Source organism: Paraburkholderia sp. RL17-368-BIF-A, from assembly GCF_046054045.1.
Taxonomy (GTDB): Bacteria; Pseudomonadota; Gammaproteobacteria; order Burkholderiales; family Burkholderiaceae; genus Paraburkholderia; species Paraburkholderia graminis.
On the sequence record NZ_JARESN010000007.1, the window covers coordinates 50,357 to 67,989 of the forward strand.

The 17,633-nt window shown below is 63.8% G+C and carries 18 protein-coding genes; 5 read left to right on the forward strand and 13 right to left on the reverse strand.

Annotated features, from left to right (window positions below):
• Window positions 1-21: 21 nt before the first annotated feature.
• The 4 genes from P0D87_RS14045 to glpD all read right to left on the reverse strand — a co-directional run bounded on the left by P0D87_RS14045 (window position 22) and on the right by glpD (window position 4,937).
• On the reverse strand, window positions 22-708 hold the full coding sequence (locus P0D87_RS14045; RefSeq protein WP_053859090.1) for an HAD family hydrolase: 687 nt from the start codon (window positions 706-708) through the stop codon (window positions 22-24).
• 152 nt (window positions 709-860) lie between these two features.
• The gene (locus P0D87_RS14050) at window positions 861-1,574 is read right to left on the reverse strand and encodes an MIP/aquaporin family protein (protein WP_006049934.1); all 714 of its coding nucleotides are present in this window, start codon (window positions 1,572-1,574) and stop codon (window positions 861-863) included.
• A gap of 122 nt (window positions 1,575-1,696) precedes the next feature.
• On the reverse strand, window positions 1,697-3,205 hold the full coding sequence (gene glpK, locus P0D87_RS14055; RefSeq protein ID WP_053858712.1) for a glycerol kinase GlpK: 1,509 nt from the start codon (window positions 3,203-3,205) through the stop codon (window positions 1,697-1,699).
• Between the two features lie 202 nt (window positions 3,206-3,407).
• Window positions 3,408-4,937, reverse strand: a complete 1,530-nt coding sequence (gene glpD / locus P0D87_RS14060) for a glycerol-3-phosphate dehydrogenase (RefSeq protein WP_053858711.1) — start codon at window positions 4,935-4,937, stop codon at window positions 3,408-3,410.
• Window positions 4,938-5,137: 200 nt separating this feature from the next.
• Between glpD and P0D87_RS14065 the strand changes: the two genes are divergently transcribed.
• Window positions 5,138-5,512, forward strand: coding sequence for a hypothetical protein (locus tag P0D87_RS14065; protein WP_029968199.1), 375 nt, complete (start codon window positions 5,138-5,140; stop codon window positions 5,510-5,512).
• A 244-nt stretch (window positions 5,513-5,756) separates the two neighbouring features.
• Here P0D87_RS14065 and P0D87_RS14070 read toward each other — a convergent pair whose 3' ends face one another.
• Together P0D87_RS14070 and P0D87_RS14075 are read right to left on the reverse strand one after the other, a co-directional pair.
• The gene (locus P0D87_RS14070) at window positions 5,757-5,954 is read right to left on the reverse strand and encodes a hypothetical protein (protein ID WP_006049938.1); all 198 of its coding nucleotides are present in this window, start codon (window positions 5,952-5,954) and stop codon (window positions 5,757-5,759) included.
• A gap of 318 nt (window positions 5,955-6,272) precedes the next feature.
• Window positions 6,273-7,052 carry a DeoR/GlpR family DNA-binding transcription regulator gene (locus tag P0D87_RS14075; RefSeq protein ID WP_006049939.1) on the reverse strand — a complete coding sequence of 260 codons (780 nt, stop codon included), beginning with the start codon at window positions 7,050-7,052 and terminating at the stop codon, window positions 6,273-6,275.
• A 448-nt stretch (window positions 7,053-7,500) separates the two neighbouring features.
• Here P0D87_RS14075 and P0D87_RS14080 point away from each other — a divergent pair, with 448 nt between their 5' ends.
• Together P0D87_RS14080 and P0D87_RS14085 are read left to right on the forward strand one after the other, a co-directional pair.
• Complete coding sequence (locus P0D87_RS14080) at window positions 7,501-8,328, forward strand: ferritin-like domain-containing protein (RefSeq protein WP_006049940.1); 828 nt, start codon at window positions 7,501-7,503, stop codon at window positions 8,326-8,328.
• A 135-nt stretch (window positions 8,329-8,463) separates the two neighbouring features.
• Entirely contained in the window at window positions 8,464-8,985 is a 522-nt protein-coding gene (locus P0D87_RS14085; RefSeq protein WP_053858710.1) for a hypothetical protein, read from the forward strand.
• Between the two features lie 46 nt (window positions 8,986-9,031).
• On the opposite strand, the gene P0D87_RS14090 is transcribed toward P0D87_RS14085, so the two are convergent.
• The 4 genes from P0D87_RS14090 to P0D87_RS14105 form a co-directional block, all read right to left on the reverse strand.
• Window positions 9,032-10,564 carry a DEAD/DEAH box helicase gene (locus P0D87_RS14090; protein WP_029968197.1) on the reverse strand — a complete coding sequence of 511 codons (1,533 nt, stop codon included), beginning with the start codon at window positions 10,562-10,564 and terminating at the stop codon, window positions 9,032-9,034.
• A 229-nt stretch (window positions 10,565-10,793) separates the two neighbouring features.
• Window positions 10,794-11,414, reverse strand: coding sequence for a PAQR family membrane homeostasis protein TrhA (trhA, locus tag P0D87_RS14095; RefSeq protein WP_006049943.1), 621 nt, complete (start codon window positions 11,412-11,414; stop codon window positions 10,794-10,796).
• 131 nt (window positions 11,415-11,545) lie between these two features.
• Window positions 11,546-12,844 (reverse strand): c-type cytochrome, encoded by a 1,299-nt coding sequence (locus P0D87_RS14100; protein WP_006049944.1) that lies wholly within the window; start codon window positions 12,842-12,844, stop codon window positions 11,546-11,548.
• A gap of 21 nt (window positions 12,845-12,865) precedes the next feature.
• Window positions 12,866-13,597: a c-type cytochrome gene (locus P0D87_RS14105; protein ID WP_029968196.1), complete on the reverse strand. Its 732-nt coding sequence runs from the start codon at window positions 13,595-13,597 to the stop codon at window positions 12,866-12,868.
• A gap of 405 nt (window positions 13,598-14,002) precedes the next feature.
• Between P0D87_RS14105 and copC the strand changes: the two genes are divergently transcribed.
• Both copC and P0D87_RS14115 read left to right on the forward strand, forming a co-directional pair.
• Window positions 14,003-14,380: a copper homeostasis periplasmic binding protein CopC gene (gene copC / locus P0D87_RS14110; RefSeq protein WP_053858708.1), complete on the forward strand. Its 378-nt coding sequence runs from the start codon at window positions 14,003-14,005 to the stop codon at window positions 14,378-14,380.
• Window positions 14,377-15,306, forward strand: a complete 930-nt coding sequence (locus tag P0D87_RS14115; RefSeq protein WP_006049947.1) for a CopD family protein — start codon at window positions 14,377-14,379, stop codon at window positions 15,304-15,306. Before copC ends, P0D87_RS14115 begins: the two co-directional genes overlap by 4 nt.
• Before the next feature lie 243 nt (window positions 15,307-15,549).
• On the opposite strand, the gene P0D87_RS14120 is transcribed toward P0D87_RS14115, so the two are convergent.
• The 3 genes from P0D87_RS14120 to dgoD all read right to left on the reverse strand — a co-directional run bounded on the left by P0D87_RS14120 (window position 15,550) and on the right by dgoD (window position 17,611).
• Complete coding sequence (locus P0D87_RS14120; protein ID WP_232292287.1) at window positions 15,550-15,810, reverse strand: YodC family protein; 261 nt, start codon at window positions 15,808-15,810, stop codon at window positions 15,550-15,552.
• Between the two features lie 17 nt (window positions 15,811-15,827).
• Window positions 15,828-16,130, reverse strand: coding sequence for a hypothetical protein (locus P0D87_RS14125; RefSeq protein WP_006049949.1), 303 nt, complete (start codon window positions 16,128-16,130; stop codon window positions 15,828-15,830).
• A 332-nt stretch (window positions 16,131-16,462) separates the two neighbouring features.
• Complete coding sequence (gene dgoD / locus P0D87_RS14130; protein ID WP_006049950.1) at window positions 16,463-17,611, reverse strand: galactonate dehydratase; 1,149 nt, start codon at window positions 17,609-17,611, stop codon at window positions 16,463-16,465.
• Between the last annotated feature and the right edge of the window lie 22 nt (window positions 17,612-17,633).

Below are 17,633 nucleotides of genomic sequence, written 5' to 3' on the forward strand. Positions count from 1 at the left end.
AGTGGGCGGTTCTCTGAACCGCTACGACTGCACGTCGCCAAACTCGCCGCGCACACCTGCGTCGATTAACGCCGGCAATTCGTCCATGTGCTGCATGATCCGCGTGATGCCCATGTTGCGCAGCGCGTCCGCGTAGCCGTCGGGAATATGGCTCGCGCCGACAAACGCGATCGTCTTCATTCCCGCCGCGCGCGCCGCGTTCAAGCCCGCCACGCTGTCTTCCACGACGATGCATCGCGATGGATCGACGCCGAGCGTCTGCGCGGCGAACAGGTACACGTCGGGGAACGGCTTCGGCCGCGCGACCTGTTCCGCGCTGAACACGCGCTCGCCGAAAATCTGCTGCAATCCGGCGCGCCGCAGCGATGCGGCGACGCGCGACATGCGGCTGTTCGACACCACGGCGGCCGGCAGCGTCACACGCTGCAGCGCGTCGCGCACACCGTTGATCGGACTAAGCGACGCAGCGAGCGCGAGCTCGACGTTGTGCTCGATCGTGTTCAGAAAATCGGCCGGCAGCGTGATGCCGAAGGTGGTCTCGATGCCTTCGAGAAAGCGCGAGGTTTGCTGGCCAAACGCCGTCTTGACGATAGGTTCGAAGTCGAGGCCCGGAAACGTAGCCGAGAGCGTCTCGTGCATGACGCGGTCGGCGATGACTTCACTGTCGACGAGTACGCCGTCGCAGTCGCAGATAAGGTGGTCGATCATGCGTGGAGGAGCCGGAAAGCGGTGGCGCGCGCAGACGCCATAGCCACGAATAGCCGGCTCATGCGCGCGGTGTGAAAGCGCCATGATACGTGCTTCGGCGGCGCTTTCGCTCCATCGCATTGCGTTGCTCGCGATTCGCGAGCGCGCCGCGCTCAACGCGCGTGCAGATACAGATAAAGCCCCGCCGCTACCGCGCCGCCGACGAGCGGACCGCACACGGGAATCCACGCGTAGCGCCAGTCGCTGTCGCGCTTGCCGGGGATCGGCAGTAGCGCATGCATCAAACGCGGCGACAGATCGCGCGCGGGACTCATCGCGTAACCAGTCGGTCCGCCGAGAGAAATGCCGATGCCGAGCACGAGCAGTCCGACCGGCAGCGCGTCCAGCGCGCCGAGCCCGACTTGCGGCGAAGCGAGATACAGCACGCCGAGAATCAGCACGAACGTGGCGATCATCTCTGTCAGCAGGTTGTGCGGCACGCTGCGAATCGCGGGCGCGGTGCAGAACACGCCGAGCTTGACGTCGGCGTCGCCTTCCTTCGCGAAGTGCTGCCGATACGCGACCCACACGAGCAGTGCACCCGCCATGCCGCCGAGCATTTGCGCGGCCACATAACCGGGCACCTTGGCCCACGCGAACTTGCCCGCGAGCGCGAGGCTGATGGTCACCACCGGATTCAGGTGCGCGCCGCTGTACGAGGCCGTCACGTAGACCGCGATGAACACGGCCATCGCCCAGCCCATGACGATCACGATCAGGTCCGCGCCTTTGCCCTTGGTGCGTGCAAGCAGCACGTTGGCGACAGCGCCGTCGCCGAGCAGCACGACCAGTGCCGTGCCGATGAATTCCGCAATGTAAGGAGACATCGTTGGTTATCCGAAATATTGTTGTTAGGGAAGCCGCGAGGCGGGCGGCTTCGTTGCGGCTTTATCTCAGGTTGGCGTTAGCCCTGCAGAACGTTCACGCGTGACTAGCGCCGCGCGCAAGCTCAGGAGCTGGAGGGCGCATCGGCCCAGGCTTTGGCGGCGCGAATCGCGCGCTGCCAGCCGTCGAGGCATTCCTTCGCGTCCTCTTTGCCGAGCGCGGGCGTAAAGCGTCGATCGAGCTTCCACTGGCTTTGCAGTTCGCCGACATCTTTCCAGTAGCCGACGGCGAGCCCCGCGAGATACGCGGCGCCGAGCGCCGTGGTTTCCGACACCTTGGGACGCACCGCGTCGACGCCGAGAATGTCGGCCTGGAATTGCATCAGCAGATTGTTCGCGCATGCGCCGCCGTCTACGCGCAATTCGCCGATGCGAATGCCGGAGTCGGCCTCCATCGCCTTCAGCACGTCGAGCGATTGATACGCAATCGAATCGAGCGCCGCGCGCGCGATATGCGCGGACGTCGTGCCGCGCGTCACGCCGAACAGCGTGCCGCGAGCCCGCGCATTCCAGTGCGGCGCACCCAGGCCGGCGAACGCGGGCACCAGATACACGCCGTCGCAATGCGGCACGCCGCGTGCGAGCGTTTCGATTTCAGCCGCGTTCTTGATGATGCCGAGACCGTCGCGCAGCCATTGCACGACCGCGCCGCCGATGAAGATGCTGCCTTCGAGCGCGTAGTTGATCTGATCGCCGATTTGCCACGCAATCGTCGTGACGAGATTGTTCTTCGATTCAATTGGCTTGTCGCCGGTGTTCATCACGAGAAAGCAGCCGGTGCCGTAGGTGTTTTTCACCATGCCCGACTCCGTGCACATCTGGCCGAACAGCGCCGCATGCTGGTCGCCGGCGATGCCCGCGAGCGGAATCTTCGACGCGAACACCGTGGTCTTGGTCGGCCCATACACTTCCGACGAAGGACGCACTTCCGGCAACATGCTGCGCGGAATGTCGAGCGCGTCGAGCAGTTCATCGTCCCATTTCAGCGTGTGGATATTGAAGAGCATGGTGCGCGATGCATTCGTCACGTCGGTGACGTGCAGGCCGCCCTTGGTGAAATTCCACACGAGCCAGCTATCCACCGTGCCGAATGCGAGGCGGCCTTGCTTCGCCTTGTCGCGCGCGCCTTCCACGTTGTCGAGAATCCAGCGAATCTTGGTCGCCGAGAAATACGAGTCGATCGGCAAGCCGGTCTTCGCACGCACTCGGGCTTCGAGTCCCTGCTCCTTGAGCTGGTCGCAGAAGTCGGCGGTGCGGCGGTCCTGCCAGACGATCGCGTTGTAGATCGGATGCCCGGTTTCGCGGTCCCACACGATCGTCGTTTCGCGCTGATTCGTGATGCCGATGGCGGCAATCGACGTGCCGTTCATGCCGGCGCGCGTGACGGCTTCGGCGGCGACGCCCGCCTGCGTCGACCAGATTTCCTGCGGATCGTGCTCGACCCAGCCCGGCCGCGGATATATCTGCTCGAACTCCTTTTGCGCCGTCGACACGACATTGCCGAAGCGGTCGAACAGCATCGCACGCGAACTGGTGGTGCCCTGGTCAAGCGCGAGGATGTACTGATCCTGCATTGTCTCTTCTCCATGCATTTTATGAGTCGCCGTGACAGCTCGAATAGCTTAAGCGGTTCAGGCAGCTCGAGCAGTTCAGGCTGCGTGCCGGCGACGGGAACGGCTTGTCGTTTCCAGCGCGCCGCAACGGAGTCCGCGCGTGCGCGTGGCCGAACGAGCCGAAGGGTAAAGCGGTTGTGTTCGGTCTTGTTCGGTTTTCTTGTTACGCGCGCTGTCGCTCGGGTTCGTGTGCGAACCATGCGTCGATGTCGCGCGTGATCGCGTCGAGCGTGCCCGGCTCGACGTGAAGGCCGAGTTTCGAGCGGCGCCAGAGGACGTCCTGCGCGCTGCGCGCCCATTCGACGTCGCGCAGATAAGTCAGCTCGGCCTCGTAAAGACCAGGCGCGAACGCGTGGCCGAGATCGGCGAGCGAATGCGCATGGCCGATCACCTTCGTCACACGCGTGCCGTAAGCGCGCGCGAGGCGATGCGCGAGATCGTCGGGCAACCATGCGTAATGCTGCTTCAGCTCGGCGAGGAAGCGCTCGAAGTTCGCATGCGCAATATCGCCGCCGGGTAACGACGCGCCGGCCGTCCACGACGGCGCACCTTTGCCGAGCGCGGCCGCGAGTTTGTCGACGGCTTCTTCCGCAAGCTTGCGGAACGTCGTGATCTTGCCGCCGAACACCGATAGCAGCGGCGCTTCGCCCGCGGGCGCGTCGAGTTCGAGCGAGTAGTCGCGCGTGACGGCCGACGGGTTGTCGGCGCCTTCTTCTTCGAGCAGCGGCCGCACGCCCGAGTAGGTCCAGCGCACGTCGGCCGGCGAAATTTTCTGCCTGAAATAGCGGTTGATGGAGTCGCACAGGTACTGCGTCTCGTCGGCGGTGATCGCGACCTGCGCGGGGTCGCCGCGATATTCGATGTCGGTCGTGCCGATCAGCGTGTAGTCGTGCTCGTACGGAATCGCGAAGATGATCCGCTTGTCCGGGTTCTGGAAAATGTACGCGTGGTCGTGCTCGAACAGCCGCCGCGTGACGATGTGGCTGCCTTTGACGAGCCGCACGCTGTGCGACGCCGCGCGGCCCAGCGCGCCTTGCAGCAGTTCGCCGACCCACGGGCCGGCGGCGTTGGCGATCGACGCGGCACGCACGTCGAGGGTCGTGCCGTCCGCGCGCCTGAGTTGCGCGCGCCATTCGCCGCCGGCGCGCACCGCGCTCAGCAGCTTCGTGCGCGTGAGAATCTTCGCGCCGTGCTCGGCGGCGTCTAGCGCGTTCAGCACGACGAGGCGCGCGTCGTTGACCCAGCCGTCCGAGTACACGAAGCCGCGCTTGATCGATTCGACGAGCGGCGCGCCGGCCGGATGATCGCGCATCACGATGCCGCGCGAGCCCGGAAGCAGCTCGCGCCGTGCGAGGTGATCGTAAAGAAAGAGGCCCGCGCGGATCAGCCAGGCCGGGCGCAGATCGGGCATGTGCGGCATCACGAAGCGCAGCGGCCACATGATGTGCGGCGCGGCGCGCAGCAAGGTCTCGCGTTCCTGCAGGGCTTTGCGCACGAGCCCGAACTCGCGGTACTCGAGATAGCGCAAGCCGCCGTGAATCAGCTTGGTGCTCGCGGACGATGTATGCGCCGCGAGGTCGTCCTGTTCGCAAAGCAGCACGGACAGTCCGCGGCCGGCCGCGTCGCGCGCGATGCCCGCGCCGTTGATCCCGCCGCCCACGACGAGCAAATCGTATTTCGTGCCTTGCGTCACCTGCTGCGTCTCCTGCGTCGTATGGGAAGCGGTCTGAAAATCGACCGAACGGCTCCTGTTCGTTTTCGAACTTTAATGAACATATTCGAAAAAGTAAAGTTCGTGGCGCCTGAGCGCGACTCTATCGAATGGCCAGGGTAGTGGCGCGACGCGCGGCCACGGACGATACTCTTGGCACTGGCCATTTCTGGGTGAATTTCATGCGTGGACTTTTCATGGCGGGCGCCGCTGCGTTGCTCGCAGGGTGCGTCGCTTCGCCGAGCCTCACTGGAACGATGGGCGCACCGTCGTTCGTTTCATTGCAACAGATGTGCAGGGCGCAGACTGTCGATTACGGCAACGACGCGCAGGGCGTGTATGCGACGCTGTTCGATGCGTATGTGGCGAACCGGCGTGGGCGCTTGTCGAAGGACGATTACTGCGCGTTCCAGGCGTCGATTGCGCAGCGCTACACGAGCCAGGGCGCAAGTGCGGACCCGCAGCTTCGTAATCAGTGGGTCGCGTTCTTTACCGAGCAGCGCGCGCGAGCGATCAGTTGGCGCGCGGCGGTGGACCCGACTTTGCGGAGTGGTTGAAGGCGCGGTGGGTCGCGTTGGGTTGTGTCGCGTTAGCGAACCAGGGCCGCAGGGCGCGAGCGTTTTGAAGCGTGCCAAATCGAAGCGGGCGCCGTTAAAGGCGCCCGCGTGGACACAAGCATAAAAGACGAAAGCGCTCAGCGGTCAGCCGCCGCGGCATTGCGTTGCCGCGAGCCGCGTGCGGCGATCGCCGTTCACCGTTCGACCACAACCGGCGTCGAGCCCGACGATGCGCGGGTCGTTTTCAGGAAAGTCGTTTAATCGCTCGAAGTGCGCTATCGCCGGATTCCGTTACACGCCATTGTTCATTGCCCGAGGCGAGCCGCTCCAGTTGCACGAGCTGGCGTTCGAGGAGGGCGTCGAGTTCTTCTCGCTCCATGTCGACTTGATTGGGAGCGTCCTTGACGAGCAACAACGTGGCGAATTCGTGCGGACTCAGCATCGTTTCTCTCCATGTCAAGCAAACGCGGACAGCCTCGACGGCGACTGGCATCGAATGGCAGGGCCATTGCCAGGTGGTCCGCAAAAAATCGGGCGGGAGGTACGGCTTACGACAGTTTTGACTTCGCACCGGCGGCACGCGAGAGCGCAACGAACGCCGGGAACTGGAGTGTAGTCAAGCGAACGTTAAACACCAAACCGGCCCCTGCAAATTTTCCCTTTGACAATCAGGCGTCGCAGAGGCGGTTCGCGGCGGCGGGCAGATCCATGATTTCACTTGAAGTTCGGCGTGCACTGCAACATGCCGGCCAGCGCCGGGTCACGCGGCCACATACACCTGGCAATTGGCCGTATTGAGCGTTTCGACCATGTCGGCGGGCGGCGCGGCATCGGTGAAAAGTGCGTCGATCTGGTCGAGATGGCCCTGACGGACCAGCGCCGGGCGGCCGAACTTGGAACTGTCGGCGGCCAGGAATACGGTGCGCGCGTGCTGGATGATGGCTTCGGCGACGCGCACTTCGCGGGTGTCGAAATCGCGCAAGGTGCCGTCGGTCTCGATGCTCGAGGTGCCGATGATCGCGAAGTCGACCTTGAACTGACGGATGAAGTCGATCGCCAGTTCGCCGACGATGCCTTTGTCCCACGGCCGCACGATGCCGCCCGTGACGAGCACTTCGCAATCGGGATAGCCGCTCATCATGCTGGCGACGTTCAGATTGTTGGTGATCACGCGCAGGCCGCGGTGCCGGTTGAGCGCGCGCGCGACTTCCTCTGTGGTCGTGCCGAGATTGATGAAGAGCGACGCCTGATCGGGAATGTGCGTGGCGACTAACGCGGCGATGCGCCGTTTCTCGTCGTGGAACATGCGCTGACGCGCGGTGTACGAGACGTTCTCGGAACTGGTCGGCAAACTCGCGCCGCCGTGATAGCGGCGCAGCAGGTTCATGTCGGCGAGCCAGTTGACGTCGCGGCGGATCGTCTGCGGCGTCACGTCGAAGTGGGACGCGAGGTCGTCCACGGTCACGAAGCCGTCGCGTTGCACCCACTCCAGCAGTTCCTGTTGCCGGGCGTTCAGCGTGAGGCGGGGATCTCGGGTCATGGTCTCGGGTCGTGAGTTTGTTATGGCGTCTGCCCACGGCGGCGCGGGCAGGGCGGGAACGAGCGTGCGCGTATTGTAAGACCATCGCGGGGCGCGTCCGCCAACTCGGAGGATCGTCGCTATCTCCACGCCGTCATTCGCGAGCCGCCGTTACTCGCATTTCGCGAAGCAAGGCGAGTTTGCCGAGCCGGCTTTTTTGCCGGGCAGTGCAATCGCGCTTGCCTCACTGAAACTTTCGTCTATCGTGGAATTGGAACTGCGGCCAATCGGCACGGTCTGTGCTGGGTTGTCTGCAGACTTGCGAAACAGAGGCTAAGATGCAGACACAAGGGGTTAACTCTAATTCACGGCGCTGTATCCGACACGGCGAACCGCAACGCGAGGCAGCGCAATAGCAGCGGTTGCGAGCATGCTCCACGAGTCGATACAGCTTTCGGAGCAAGACACGATGCACACAGAGCTGAACCATGTCATGCCCTGGCGAATCGAGGACATCGACCTCACTCGGATCGACCGCCAGAAAGCCGTCGCAAATGAAGACCTGTTGTTGCTGCTGTGCGCCGCTTCGTTTATTGAAAGCGGTACTGATCTTTACACCAGTAATCTCAGCCAGTTCTTTAACGACGATCCCGAAGTTTCCGCGTGGCTTAACAACGAATGGGAGCCCGAGGAAATGCAGCACGGCCGCGCGCTCAAGACGTATATCGCGTACGTGTGGCCCGAATACGACTGGGACACCGCGTTCCGCAATTTCATGGACGAGTATTCGCTGACCTGTTCCGTCGAAGATTTCGAAAAGACTCGCGCGCTGGAAATGGTGGCGCGCTGCGTCGTTGAAACAGGCACCGCGACGCTGTATCGCGCGATCGGCGAGTGTTCGGACGAACCGGTTCTCAAGCAGATCACGGACAACATTCGCACGGACGAAGTCCGCCATTACAAGCACTTTTTCAAGTACTTCAAGAAGTACAACAAGATCGAGGGCAATGGCCGGCTCGCGGTGCTAGGTGCGCTGATGCGCCGCGTGATGGAGATCAAGAACGAAGATTCGGAGATCGCCTTGCGTCATGTGTTCGCGATTCGTTATCCGGAGCGCGTGCGCGATCAGGCTTATAACCGCGAGCGCGCCGCGCGCATCAACGCGCTCGTGCGGCGCAATCTGTCGGCGGACATGTGCGTGAAGATGCTGCTCAAACCGCTCGATTTGCCCGCGAAGATTCAACCCGGCGTGCACTATCCGCTCGCGAAGATCACGCAGCATGTGTTCTTTCGGTGAGGGCGTAGCAGGTTAGTGACGCATTGCTTAGGTCACGCGCGCAAACGCGCCGTCAAAGAAATGGCCCGCTCGATGCGGGCCATCTGCTTTTCGAGGCATGATGACGAATGCTTGCCTCTTAACCGGACCTTTGCGATGAGCGATTCCTCTCAGCCACAGCGCGCACTCGATCAGACTGCATTCGACGAATGGCCCGACTCGATTCGCGCGCTCTTCGACGGCTCGTCGCTCGCGAGCAAGACCGGCTTCACCGCGTCGCTCCTGACCGTCGACGTGAACCAGCACATTCGCACGTCACTGCTCGGCATCGGCGAGTTATACGCGCCCGATTCGCGCACGCTGTGCATCGCGCTGTGGCCGCAGGCGCGGGCGGCGCGCGCGATCGCACGGAGCGGGCGCGCGGCCTTGAGCTTCGTGTTCGACGACGCGTTTTACCAGGTGCAGTTGCTCGCCGCACCGCTGCCTTCCGCGGATGGCGACGACAGCGGTCTCGTCTATTTGAGCTGCTCTATCGAGTCGGCGGAAACGCAAAGCGTGCAGTATGCGCGCCTGACGAGCGGCATCACGTTCGAGCTGGATGTTGGGAGAGAGAAGGTGCTCGACCGATGGGAACGGCAGGTCGAGCATTTGAAGCGAGCCGCGTCGTCGGGTGGGTGACTTGCGGCTCGCGTTCGTGTTGCGGCTGGGTTGTGGCTAAGCTTGGTTAGCGACCGCGCTGACCGCTGCGCGCCGGATTGCCACCGCGCGGCGAGTCGTTGCGTGACTTTGCGCCGCCGAGCAATGCGCCCGGATTGCCACCCTGAGGTTTGCGCGGCGCGTGCTGCGCGGCGCTACCTTCATGAGCAATCGCGCGCGGACGATCGTCCTGACGCTGACCGTCGCGGCGCGGCTGGCCGCCGTTGCCGGCCGGCTTCGCGCCTTGCGGCTTCGGCTGCTGCTGAGCGTTCGCCGGACGTTGCCCCGAGCGTTGCGCTGGCTTTGCCGCGCCGCCGTTGCCGCCCTTCGGCGCGCCTTGACCCTGGCGCGGCGAACGTCCGCCGCCACCGCCGCCGCCCTGGCCGCGGCGCAGAATCGGCTCCGGCTTCGCAGTCGGGTCCGGTTCGAAACCGGCGATCACTTCCTGCGGCACCGGACGCTTGATCAGCTTCTCGATGTCCTTCAGCAACTGCAATTCGTCGACGCACACGAGCGACACCGCTTCGCCCGTCGCGCCCGCGCGGCCCGTACGGCCGATGCGGTGCACGTAATCTTCCGGCACATTCGGCAAGTCGAAGTTGACGACGTGCGGCAACTGATCGATGTCGATGCCGCGCGCGGCGATATCGGTCGCCACCAGAACCTGCAGCGTGCCGTCCTTGAACTCGGCCAACGCGCGCGTGCGCGCCGACTGGCTCTTGTTGCCGTGAATGGCGAGCGCGCTGATGCCGTCCTTCGTCAACTGCTCGGCAAGGCGATTCGCGCCGTGCTTGGTGCGCGTGAACACCAGCACCTGAAACCAGTTGTGCTGCTTGATCAGGTGCGTGAGCAACTCGCGCTTCTTGTCGCGATCCACCGGGTGGATTTTTTGCGCGACGGTTTCCGCCGTCGTATTGCGGCGCGCGACTTCGATTAGCGCCGGCGAGTCGAGCAGGTTGTCGGCGAGCGTCTTGATCTCGTCGGAGAACGTGGCCGAGAACAGCAGGTTCTGGCGCTTGGGCGGGAGCTTCGCGAGCACGCGCTTGATATCGTGGATGAAGCCCATGTCGAGCATGCGGTCGGCTTCGTCGAGCACGAGAATCTCGAGATGCGACAGGTCGATGGTCTTCTGCTGCATGTGGTCGAGCAAACGGCCCGGCGTTGCGACGACGATGTCCACGCCGCTTCTCAATGCACCGATCTGCGGATTAATGCCGACGCCACCGAACATCACGGTCGACTTCAGCTTCAGATATTTGCCATAGGCACGCACGCTTTCTTCAACCTGCGCGGCGAGTTCGCGCGTGGGCGTGAGAATGAGCGCGCGCACGGCGCGCTTGCCCGACGCCGACGTGTTCGCCGGCATGGAGTTCAGACGCTGAAGGATCGGCAGCGTAAAGCCGGCCGTCTTGCCGGTGCCGGTTTGCGCGCCGGCCAGCAGATCGCCGCCGTTGAGCACAGCCGGAATCGCCTGAGTCTGGATAGGAGTCGGAGTGGTGTAGCCGAGTTCGTGTACAGCGCGGACCAACGGTTCGGACAAGCCGAGGGAATCAAAAGACATAAATGCTCTTTGCAATGCAGTTTCGCGAACGGCGCATGTAAGCGCCGGCGGGGCAGGAATGCGGCATCAATGCCGCACGTACGCGCCGCCTGGCGTGATCGAGATCAAGGCCGAGGCCCAGTTCCGTTCGCAGGGAAATCGGCGGCACGCTCGAGATGCGTGCCGGATGCTTCAACGCGCTATGCAGACACGTTGACTGGCCTTAAGTTGCATTTCGCCGCCGTGGACGTCACGCGACATAGCGCGCGACGCTGACGAATTGACACAGACTGCCCGCCAGTACGAACAGGTGCCAGATACCATGTCCGTGCCGGATGCGCTCGTCGTTGATGAAGAAGTAGATACCGGCGCTGTAGATGACCCCGCCGGCCACGAGCCAGGCAGTGCCCGCAGCCGGTAATGCTTCCAGCAGCGGGCGGACGGCAACGAGCGCGAGCCATCCCATCAGGACATACAGCACCATCGAAACGCTGCGGGTGCGTCGCCCGAGCGTCAGTTCCTGCACGATGCCAAGAGCGGCAAGCCCCCAGCTCACGCCGAACAGCGACCAGCCCCACGGCCCACGCAACGTGACAAGCGTGAACGGAGTATAGCTTCCGGCGATCAGCAGATAGATCGCCGAGTGGTCGCATTTCTGCAGCACCGCCTTGACGCGCGGGTTGCGCACGCTGTGGTAGAGCGTCGAGATAGCATACAGCACGAACAGCATCGCACCGTACACGCTGAAGCTGACCACCTTGTACGCGTCGCCTTCAACCGCGCCCATCGTCACGAGCGTCACCAGCCCCGCCACCGACAGCACGGCGCCGACGAGGTGGGTAATGCTGTTCAAACGCTCACCGACATGCACGGTCTTTTCTCCTGCACGGTTTCATTGGGGCAAAAGTTGCCACGTTAACTACCCCATGATACCGGTCATCAAAAAACGAAGGGCGCGGCCGCGAATCTCGCAGGCCGCGCCCTTGATGCTACAAACGCTGCTTAGTCGAGCGGCGCCGAACGCAGATCGGACACTTGCTGCGGCGACACGGCCGTGCCGTGGTTGCCCCACGACATACGGATGTACGTCACGACCGCTGCGACTTCCTGATTCGACAGCGACTGTGCGAACGGCGGCATGCCGTACGGATGCGGGTTCGCGTCCGTGCTCGGCGGATAACCGCCGTTCAGCACCATGCGGATCGGGTTGACCGCCGACGGCATCTGGATCGACTGGTTGTTCGCGAGCGGCGGGAAGGCCGGCGGCATGCCGAGACCATTGTCCGCGTGGCACTTCGCGCAGTTGTCAGCGTAGATCTTCTGACCTTGCTTCAACAGTTCGCCGCCGAACTTTTCGGACGTTTCGAGCTGCATCGGCTCAGGTGCTTCGCTCTTCTGCGGAATCGTCTTCAGGTACGTGGCCATTGCGTTGATGTCCGCATCGCTCATGTACTGCAGGCTGTTGTGGACCACTTCCGCCATCGGGCCGAACACTGCGCCGCGGTTCGACACGCCGGTTTTCAGCAGATCGGCGATGTCTTTCGTTTCCCAGTCGCCGAGACCCGCTTCCTTGTTCGACGTGAGCGACGGCGCGTACCAGTTCTGCAGCGGGATCAGACCGCCGGCGAAAGCCGCCGAGCTGACCGGGCCGCCCATTGCGTTGATCGACGTGTGGCACATGCCGCAATGGCCGAGACCTTCGATCAGATACGCGCCGCGGTTCCACTCGACCGACTTGGTCGGGTCCGGCTTGTACTCGCCTTCACGGAAGAACAGCGTGCGCCAGCCGATCAGCATGTTGCGCTGGTTGAACGGGAACTTGAGTTCGTGCGGACGGCTCGGCACGGCAACCGGCGGCACCGAACGCAGATACGCGTAGATCGCGTCCGAGTCGGCGCGCGTGACTTTCGTGTAGCTCGTGAACGGGAAGCCCGGATAGAGCAGGCTGCCGTCTTTCGAGCGGCCCGTGTGCATGGCGCGATAGAAGTCGTCCTGCGTCCACTTGCCGATGCCGTACTGGTCGTCAGGCGTGATGTTCGGCGTGAACATCGTGCCGAACGGCGTGGCCATGGGCAGACCGCCCGCGAACTGCTTGCCGCCGCGCACCGTGTGGCAGGCGATACAGTCGCCGGCGCGGGCGAGGTACTCGCCCTTCTTGACGAGCGCGGCCTGGTCGGCCGGCGTTGCCGCCACGGCCGAGCCGTTATGCAGATTGTCGCCGCCCGACCACAGGACGGGGACGAGTGCAGCAGCCGCGACAACGACAACTGCCGAGAGGGCGAACAAAGACTTGCGTTTCATTTGAGTGTCTCTCCCGGTGCCTTATTGCGGTTCGCTGCCGCAGGCAAGCGGAGTCTTCATCGAGCGGGCCGGAGCCGGCACGGGGTTTTGTGGAGCCTGTTGCGTGGAAAGCCACGCAGCGACCGCGTTGACGTCTTCGTCGGTGAGACGCGTGGCGATGGTGTGCATGCAATCAGGTGCGATTGCGTGGCGCGTGCCCGAACGCCATGCGCCGAGCTGCGCGCTGATGTAATCGGAGTGCAGACCGACCAGACCCGGAATGGCCGGCTCCATGCCGGTCAGGCTCTTGCCGTGGCAAGCCGCGCAAGCCGGAATCTGCTTCGACGCGTCGCCGTTCAGCACGATCTGCTGGCCGCGCGCGAGCGTGGTGGACGAAACCGTCGGCTTGGCCGGCGCCGGATACGGCGGGCGCTGCTTCGAGAAGTACGTGGCGATCTGATGCAGATAGTCGTCGGAGAGATACGTGACGAGGTAGTTCATGGGCGGATACTTGCGGCGCCCTTCGCGGAAATTCTGCAACTGGTTGTACAGATAGTCGGCCGGCTTGCCCGCGAGGCGCGGGAAGTAGTCGTTGTCCGTGCCTTGACCGTGTGTGCCGTGGCAGGCCGTGCAACCTTGCACGCGCGCTTCCATCGTATCGGGGGCCTTCGGTTGAGTCTGCGCTTTCGCAGCGCTATAGACACCCGCGGAGCCGATCAGCAGAAGGGCAAGCAACGGGCGGAAAATGCGTCTTGAAGACACGCGTAACTCCATCAAAATCGGGGACCTGACCGAACTTCGAGCGGCTCGGTGTGAAGGGCAGCCGGCGCTGCGGCGACGCAGCATTCTATCATCGAAGGGTGATGATGACTATTTGCCGCACGCGCGACGCTTGCGGATGTCACAGGCGTGCGACAGTTTGACGCGCATTGCCGCGCCCGAGCATGTTCATGCACGCCTTCTCGACTTTTTACTGCGTGGTCCACGGTTGCAAGCGCTGTACCCGGCGAACTTTTGCGCGCGATGTTGAACCCACGCGCACGCGGACCATCGAAGCGTACACTTCCGGGCGCGCCGGGTTGCGCGTTCGATCTGTTCGCGCGGCGCGAGCGGTCTGCTGCATTCCGCTCCAGCCCTGCCGGCCACTGCCGTTTTCCTGTTCACCGCTATCGGCCTTACATGAAGCTAATCCATCTTATTCGTCCGGCGCGGCTTTCATTCGCGTTCGGCGCCGCGGCGCTCTTGCTGACGTCCACGGCATTCGCGCATGCGCAACTCGTTTCCAGCGAGCCGGCTGCCAACGCCGAAGTCGCCGCACCCGCCGAGGTCACGCTGCACTTTACGGAGCCGCTCGAACCGGCGTTCAGCAAGATCGCGCTCGCCGATGCCAATGGCAAGCCGGCCGCATCGGCTGCGTCGCAAGTCGATAAACAGGATGCGCGCGTCATGCATCTGCCGCTGCCGCAGTTGGGCGCGGGCCACTACGCGGTGCATTGGACCGCGGTTGCCACCGACGGTCATCGCACGCAAGGCGACTTTGCGTTCACTGTCAAATGAGCATCGACGGACTGTGGATCGGGCAGGTCGCGATGGCCGCGCTCATGAATGTCGCGTTTGCGTTTGCCGTCGGTTCGGCGTTGCTCGGCGCGTGGCTGGCGGACGATGCCAAGGCGAAGATCTCGCCCGCGCAACCCGCGTGGTTGCGCGCGCAACGGTCGTTGCTGACGGCGAGCGTCGTGCTGGTGCTCGCGGATCTCGGCTGGCTGCTGTATCAGGCGGCGTCGATGAGCGGCGTGGCATTGCCCGCCGCGTTCGGCATGGTGCCGACCGTGCTTTCGCAAACGCATGTCGGCTATGGCTGGAGCGTTGCCTTCGCCGGCGCGCTGATTTTGCTCGGCACGGCCATGACGAGTCACGGCGGCATGCTGCGCAATGCGCTGCTGTGGCTCGCGGTGATCGTCATCGCGGCGGGCAAGGCGTCGCTCGGACATGCGGCGGACGCCGGCCTCGCGTCGGCGGCCATCGCGATGCAAACGCTGCACGTGCTCGTGACGACCGTCTGGGGCGGCCTCGCGATCACGGCCGGGCTTGTCGCGTTGCCGGCGCTGGGCGCGTCGACGGCGCGCGGCGTGCTGATCCGCACGGCGACGCAGGTGTCGAATGTGTCGCTGGTCGCGGTCGGGTTTGTCATCCTGTCCGGCATCTTCAATGCGGTGCGGGGTTCGGGCGGGTCGTTGCTGGCGATCGAGTCGAGCTCGTGGGGCCATGTGCTGATTCTCAAGCTCACGCTCGTCGGACTGGCGCTGGTGCTTGGCGGACTGAACCGCTTCCTCGCGCTGCCGCGCCTGCGCCGCACGGCATCGACGATGGACGCGCATACCTTCGTCAACGTGCTTTACCTGGAAGCACTTGCGTTGATCGGCGTTCTTGTCGCGGCCGCCGTGCTGTCGCATAGCGTGCCGGCGTTTGCGGCGCTTGGGTGAGGGGTGGTTGGGTGGGTTTGGATGGGGCAAGGCGGCGGTGACTGTGCGCCTTGCCGCGTCACCTCGGGCGACGCGTAGTTCGCACGCGTCGCGTAGACAAGCGGCGGTGCGCCTTGCCGCGTCACCTCAGACAACGCGCAGTCCACACGCGTCGCGTAAAAAACGCCGCGCAGTTTTGACGCGCGGCGCAGTAGACACGGCCGCTCATCTCAGCAAGCGAATCCGCTAGTACCCGCCAATCCGCTACTGCCCCGCAGCCGACAACCGCCTCTCCACTTGCGCCGGCTCCAGCGTTTCCTCGGGAAACATCTCCTGCATCAGTTCGCCCGTATCGGTGAACCATTGGCAGATCAGCCAGTTGCCTGACGCGAACAGCACGGGACCGCTCCATGTGACGGTCATCGGCGATCCGCCCGATTTCAGCCTCAGCACATCGCCGACGCCGTACACCGGCCTGGTGAGCCGGGCCGTTCTGGCGATGCGCGTCGATAGCATGTTCAGCATGTGGCCGCCCGATCGATTCATTCGAGGCCCAGCCGATGCCCGACGATCGGCGCGCTAAAGAGCGCGATCGCGCAGCCTGCCGCTTTTCCTTCGAGTTCGGCTGCGGCCGCGTGCGCGCCGTAGACATGCGCCAGCACGTCGAAAAGCTGCGGAATGCAATAGATGACGGCGGCGGCGATGAACCATTTTTCGAGCGCCGCGATGCGCCAGCCGCGTTCATACGCGACGGCCGCGCCGATGATGCGCAGCACGCCGAACAGCGCGAGCGCGCCGACGGCCGCCTGTTCGCGCAGCAGATAGTCCGGAATGAATTCGCCCATGAAAGCCCCCGATGCATTTTGTTGTCGAGTGCATTTGAGCAAGGACCACGCCATGTGACTGTCTGATGCCGAACAAAGGGCGCGAGCGCCTTTGTCGACGGGGCTTTGCGGGGCGCAGAGGCAAGCGGCGCGAGCGTCTTGCGAGCGCTGCTGGAGCCGGTTTGGTCCCGGACGTTACGTTACTGAGACGGCCGCGCGTCACGTCGCCGTAACGTGTGGCTGCATCGCGCGAATCGCCCGGCTGTCGACGCACAAAAGAGAGCGCCGCCCGCAGGCGGCGCTAGTCAGTTAGTCAGTTAGTCAGCAAACCGGCTCAGTCAGCAAAGCTCCGCTCACCACTCCGCGACGCTGCCGTCCGCGTGACGCCAGACCGGATTGCGCCAGCGATGCCCGACCTTCGCCATCTCGCGCACCTTCTCTTCGTTCACCTCGATACCGAGACCCGGACCTTGCGGAATCGACACGAAGCCGTCTTCGTATTTGAAGACTTCCGGGTTCCTGATGTAGTCGAGCAGGTCATTGCCCTGGTTGTAGTGAATGCCGAGGCTCTGTTCCTGGATGAACGCGTTGTAGCTCACCGCGTCGATCTGCAGGCAGGTGGCGAGCGCGATCGGACCGAGCGGGCAGTGCAGCGCGAGCGCGACGTCGTAGGCTTCCGCCATCGACGCGATCTTGCGGCACTCCGTGATCCCGCCCGCGTGCGAGGCGTCCGGCTGGATGATGTCGACGTAGCCGCCCGACAGGATGTGCTTGAAGTCCCAGCGCGAATACAGACGCTCGCCCAATGCAATCGGCGTGTTGGTCTGGTTGACGATGTCGCGCAGCGCTTCCGCGTTTTCCGACAGCACCGGCTCTTCGATGAAGAGCAGCTTGTACGGGTCGAGCTCTTTCGCGAGCACTTTGGCCATCGGCTTGTGCACGCGGCCGTGGAAATCCACGCCGATGCCAATGTCCGGTCCCACCGCCTCGCGCACCGCGGCCACGTTGTTGATGACGCCTTGCACCTTGTCGAAGGTGTCGATGATCTGCAGTTCTTCCGAGCCGTTCATCTTCACGGCCTTGAAGCCGCGCTCGACCACGGCGCGCGCGTTGTTCGCAACGTCGCTCGGACGGTCGCCGCCGATCCACGAATACACCTTGATCCTGTCGCGCACCTGGCCGCCGAGCAGCGCGTGAATCGGCACGCCATGATGCTTGCCCTTGATGTCCCACAGCGCCTGATCGACGCCGGCGATCGCGCTCATCGTGATCGGACCGCCGCGATAAAAGCCCGCGCGGTACATGACCTGCCAGTGGTCTTCGATCAGAAGCGGGTCTTTGCCGATCAGATAGTCCGACAGTTCTTCGACGGCCGCGGCCACCGTATGCGCGCGGCCCTCGACCACCGGCTCGCCCCAGCCGACGATGCCTTCGTCCGTCTCGATCTTGAGGAAGCACCAGCGCGGCGGAACGATGAACGTTTCAAGCTTGGTGATTTTCATGACGTGCGTCTCCACTCATTGC

Excerpts from the sequence above, each read along its gene's own strand:
- P0D87_RS14045 (WP_053859090.1), bottom strand. The coding sequence starts at position 708 with ATGATCGACCACCTTATCTGCGACTGCGACGGCGTACTCGTCGACAGT.
- P0D87_RS14050 (WP_006049934.1), bottom strand. The coding sequence starts at position 1,574 with ATGTCTCCTTACATTGCGGAATTCATCGGCACGGCACTGGTCGTGCTG.
- glpK (WP_053858712.1), bottom strand. The coding sequence starts at position 3,205 with ATGCAGGATCAGTACATCCTCGCGCTTGACCAGGGCACCACCAGTTCG.
- P0D87_RS14065 (WP_029968199.1), top strand. The coding sequence starts at position 5,138 with ATGCGTGGACTTTTCATGGCGGGCGCCGCTGCGTTGCTCGCAGGGTGC.
- P0D87_RS14070 (WP_006049938.1), bottom strand. The coding sequence starts at position 5,954 with ATGCTGAGTCCGCACGAATTCGCCACGTTGTTGCTCGTCAAGGACGCT.
- P0D87_RS14075 (WP_006049939.1), bottom strand. The coding sequence starts at position 7,052 with ATGACCCGAGATCCCCGCCTCACGCTGAACGCCCGGCAACAGGAACTG.
- P0D87_RS14080 (WP_006049940.1), top strand. The coding sequence starts at position 7,501 with ATGCACACAGAGCTGAACCATGTCATGCCCTGGCGAATCGAGGACATC.
- P0D87_RS14085 (WP_053858710.1), top strand. The coding sequence starts at position 8,464 with ATGAGCGATTCCTCTCAGCCACAGCGCGCACTCGATCAGACTGCATTC.
- P0D87_RS14090 (WP_029968197.1), bottom strand. The coding sequence starts at position 10,564 with ATGTCTTTTGATTCCCTCGGCTTGTCCGAACCGTTGGTCCGCGCTGTA.
- P0D87_RS14100 (WP_006049944.1), bottom strand. The coding sequence starts at position 12,844 with ATGAAACGCAAGTCTTTGTTCGCCCTCTCGGCAGTTGTCGTTGTCGCG.
- P0D87_RS14105 (WP_029968196.1), bottom strand. The coding sequence starts at position 13,597 with ATGGAGTTACGCGTGTCTTCAAGACGCATTTTCCGCCCGTTGCTTGCC.
- copC (WP_053858708.1), top strand. The coding sequence starts at position 14,003 with ATGAAGCTAATCCATCTTATTCGTCCGGCGCGGCTTTCATTCGCGTTC.
- P0D87_RS14115 (WP_006049947.1), top strand. The coding sequence starts at position 14,377 with ATGAGCATCGACGGACTGTGGATCGGGCAGGTCGCGATGGCCGCGCTC.
- P0D87_RS14120 (WP_232292287.1), bottom strand. The coding sequence starts at position 15,810 with ATGCTGAACATGCTATCGACGCGCATCGCCAGAACGGCCCGGCTCACC.
- P0D87_RS14125 (WP_006049949.1), bottom strand. The coding sequence starts at position 16,130 with ATGGGCGAATTCATTCCGGACTATCTGCTGCGCGAACAGGCGGCCGTC.
- dgoD (WP_006049950.1), bottom strand. The coding sequence starts at position 17,611 with ATGAAAATCACCAAGCTTGAAACGTTCATCGTTCCGCCGCGCTGGTGC.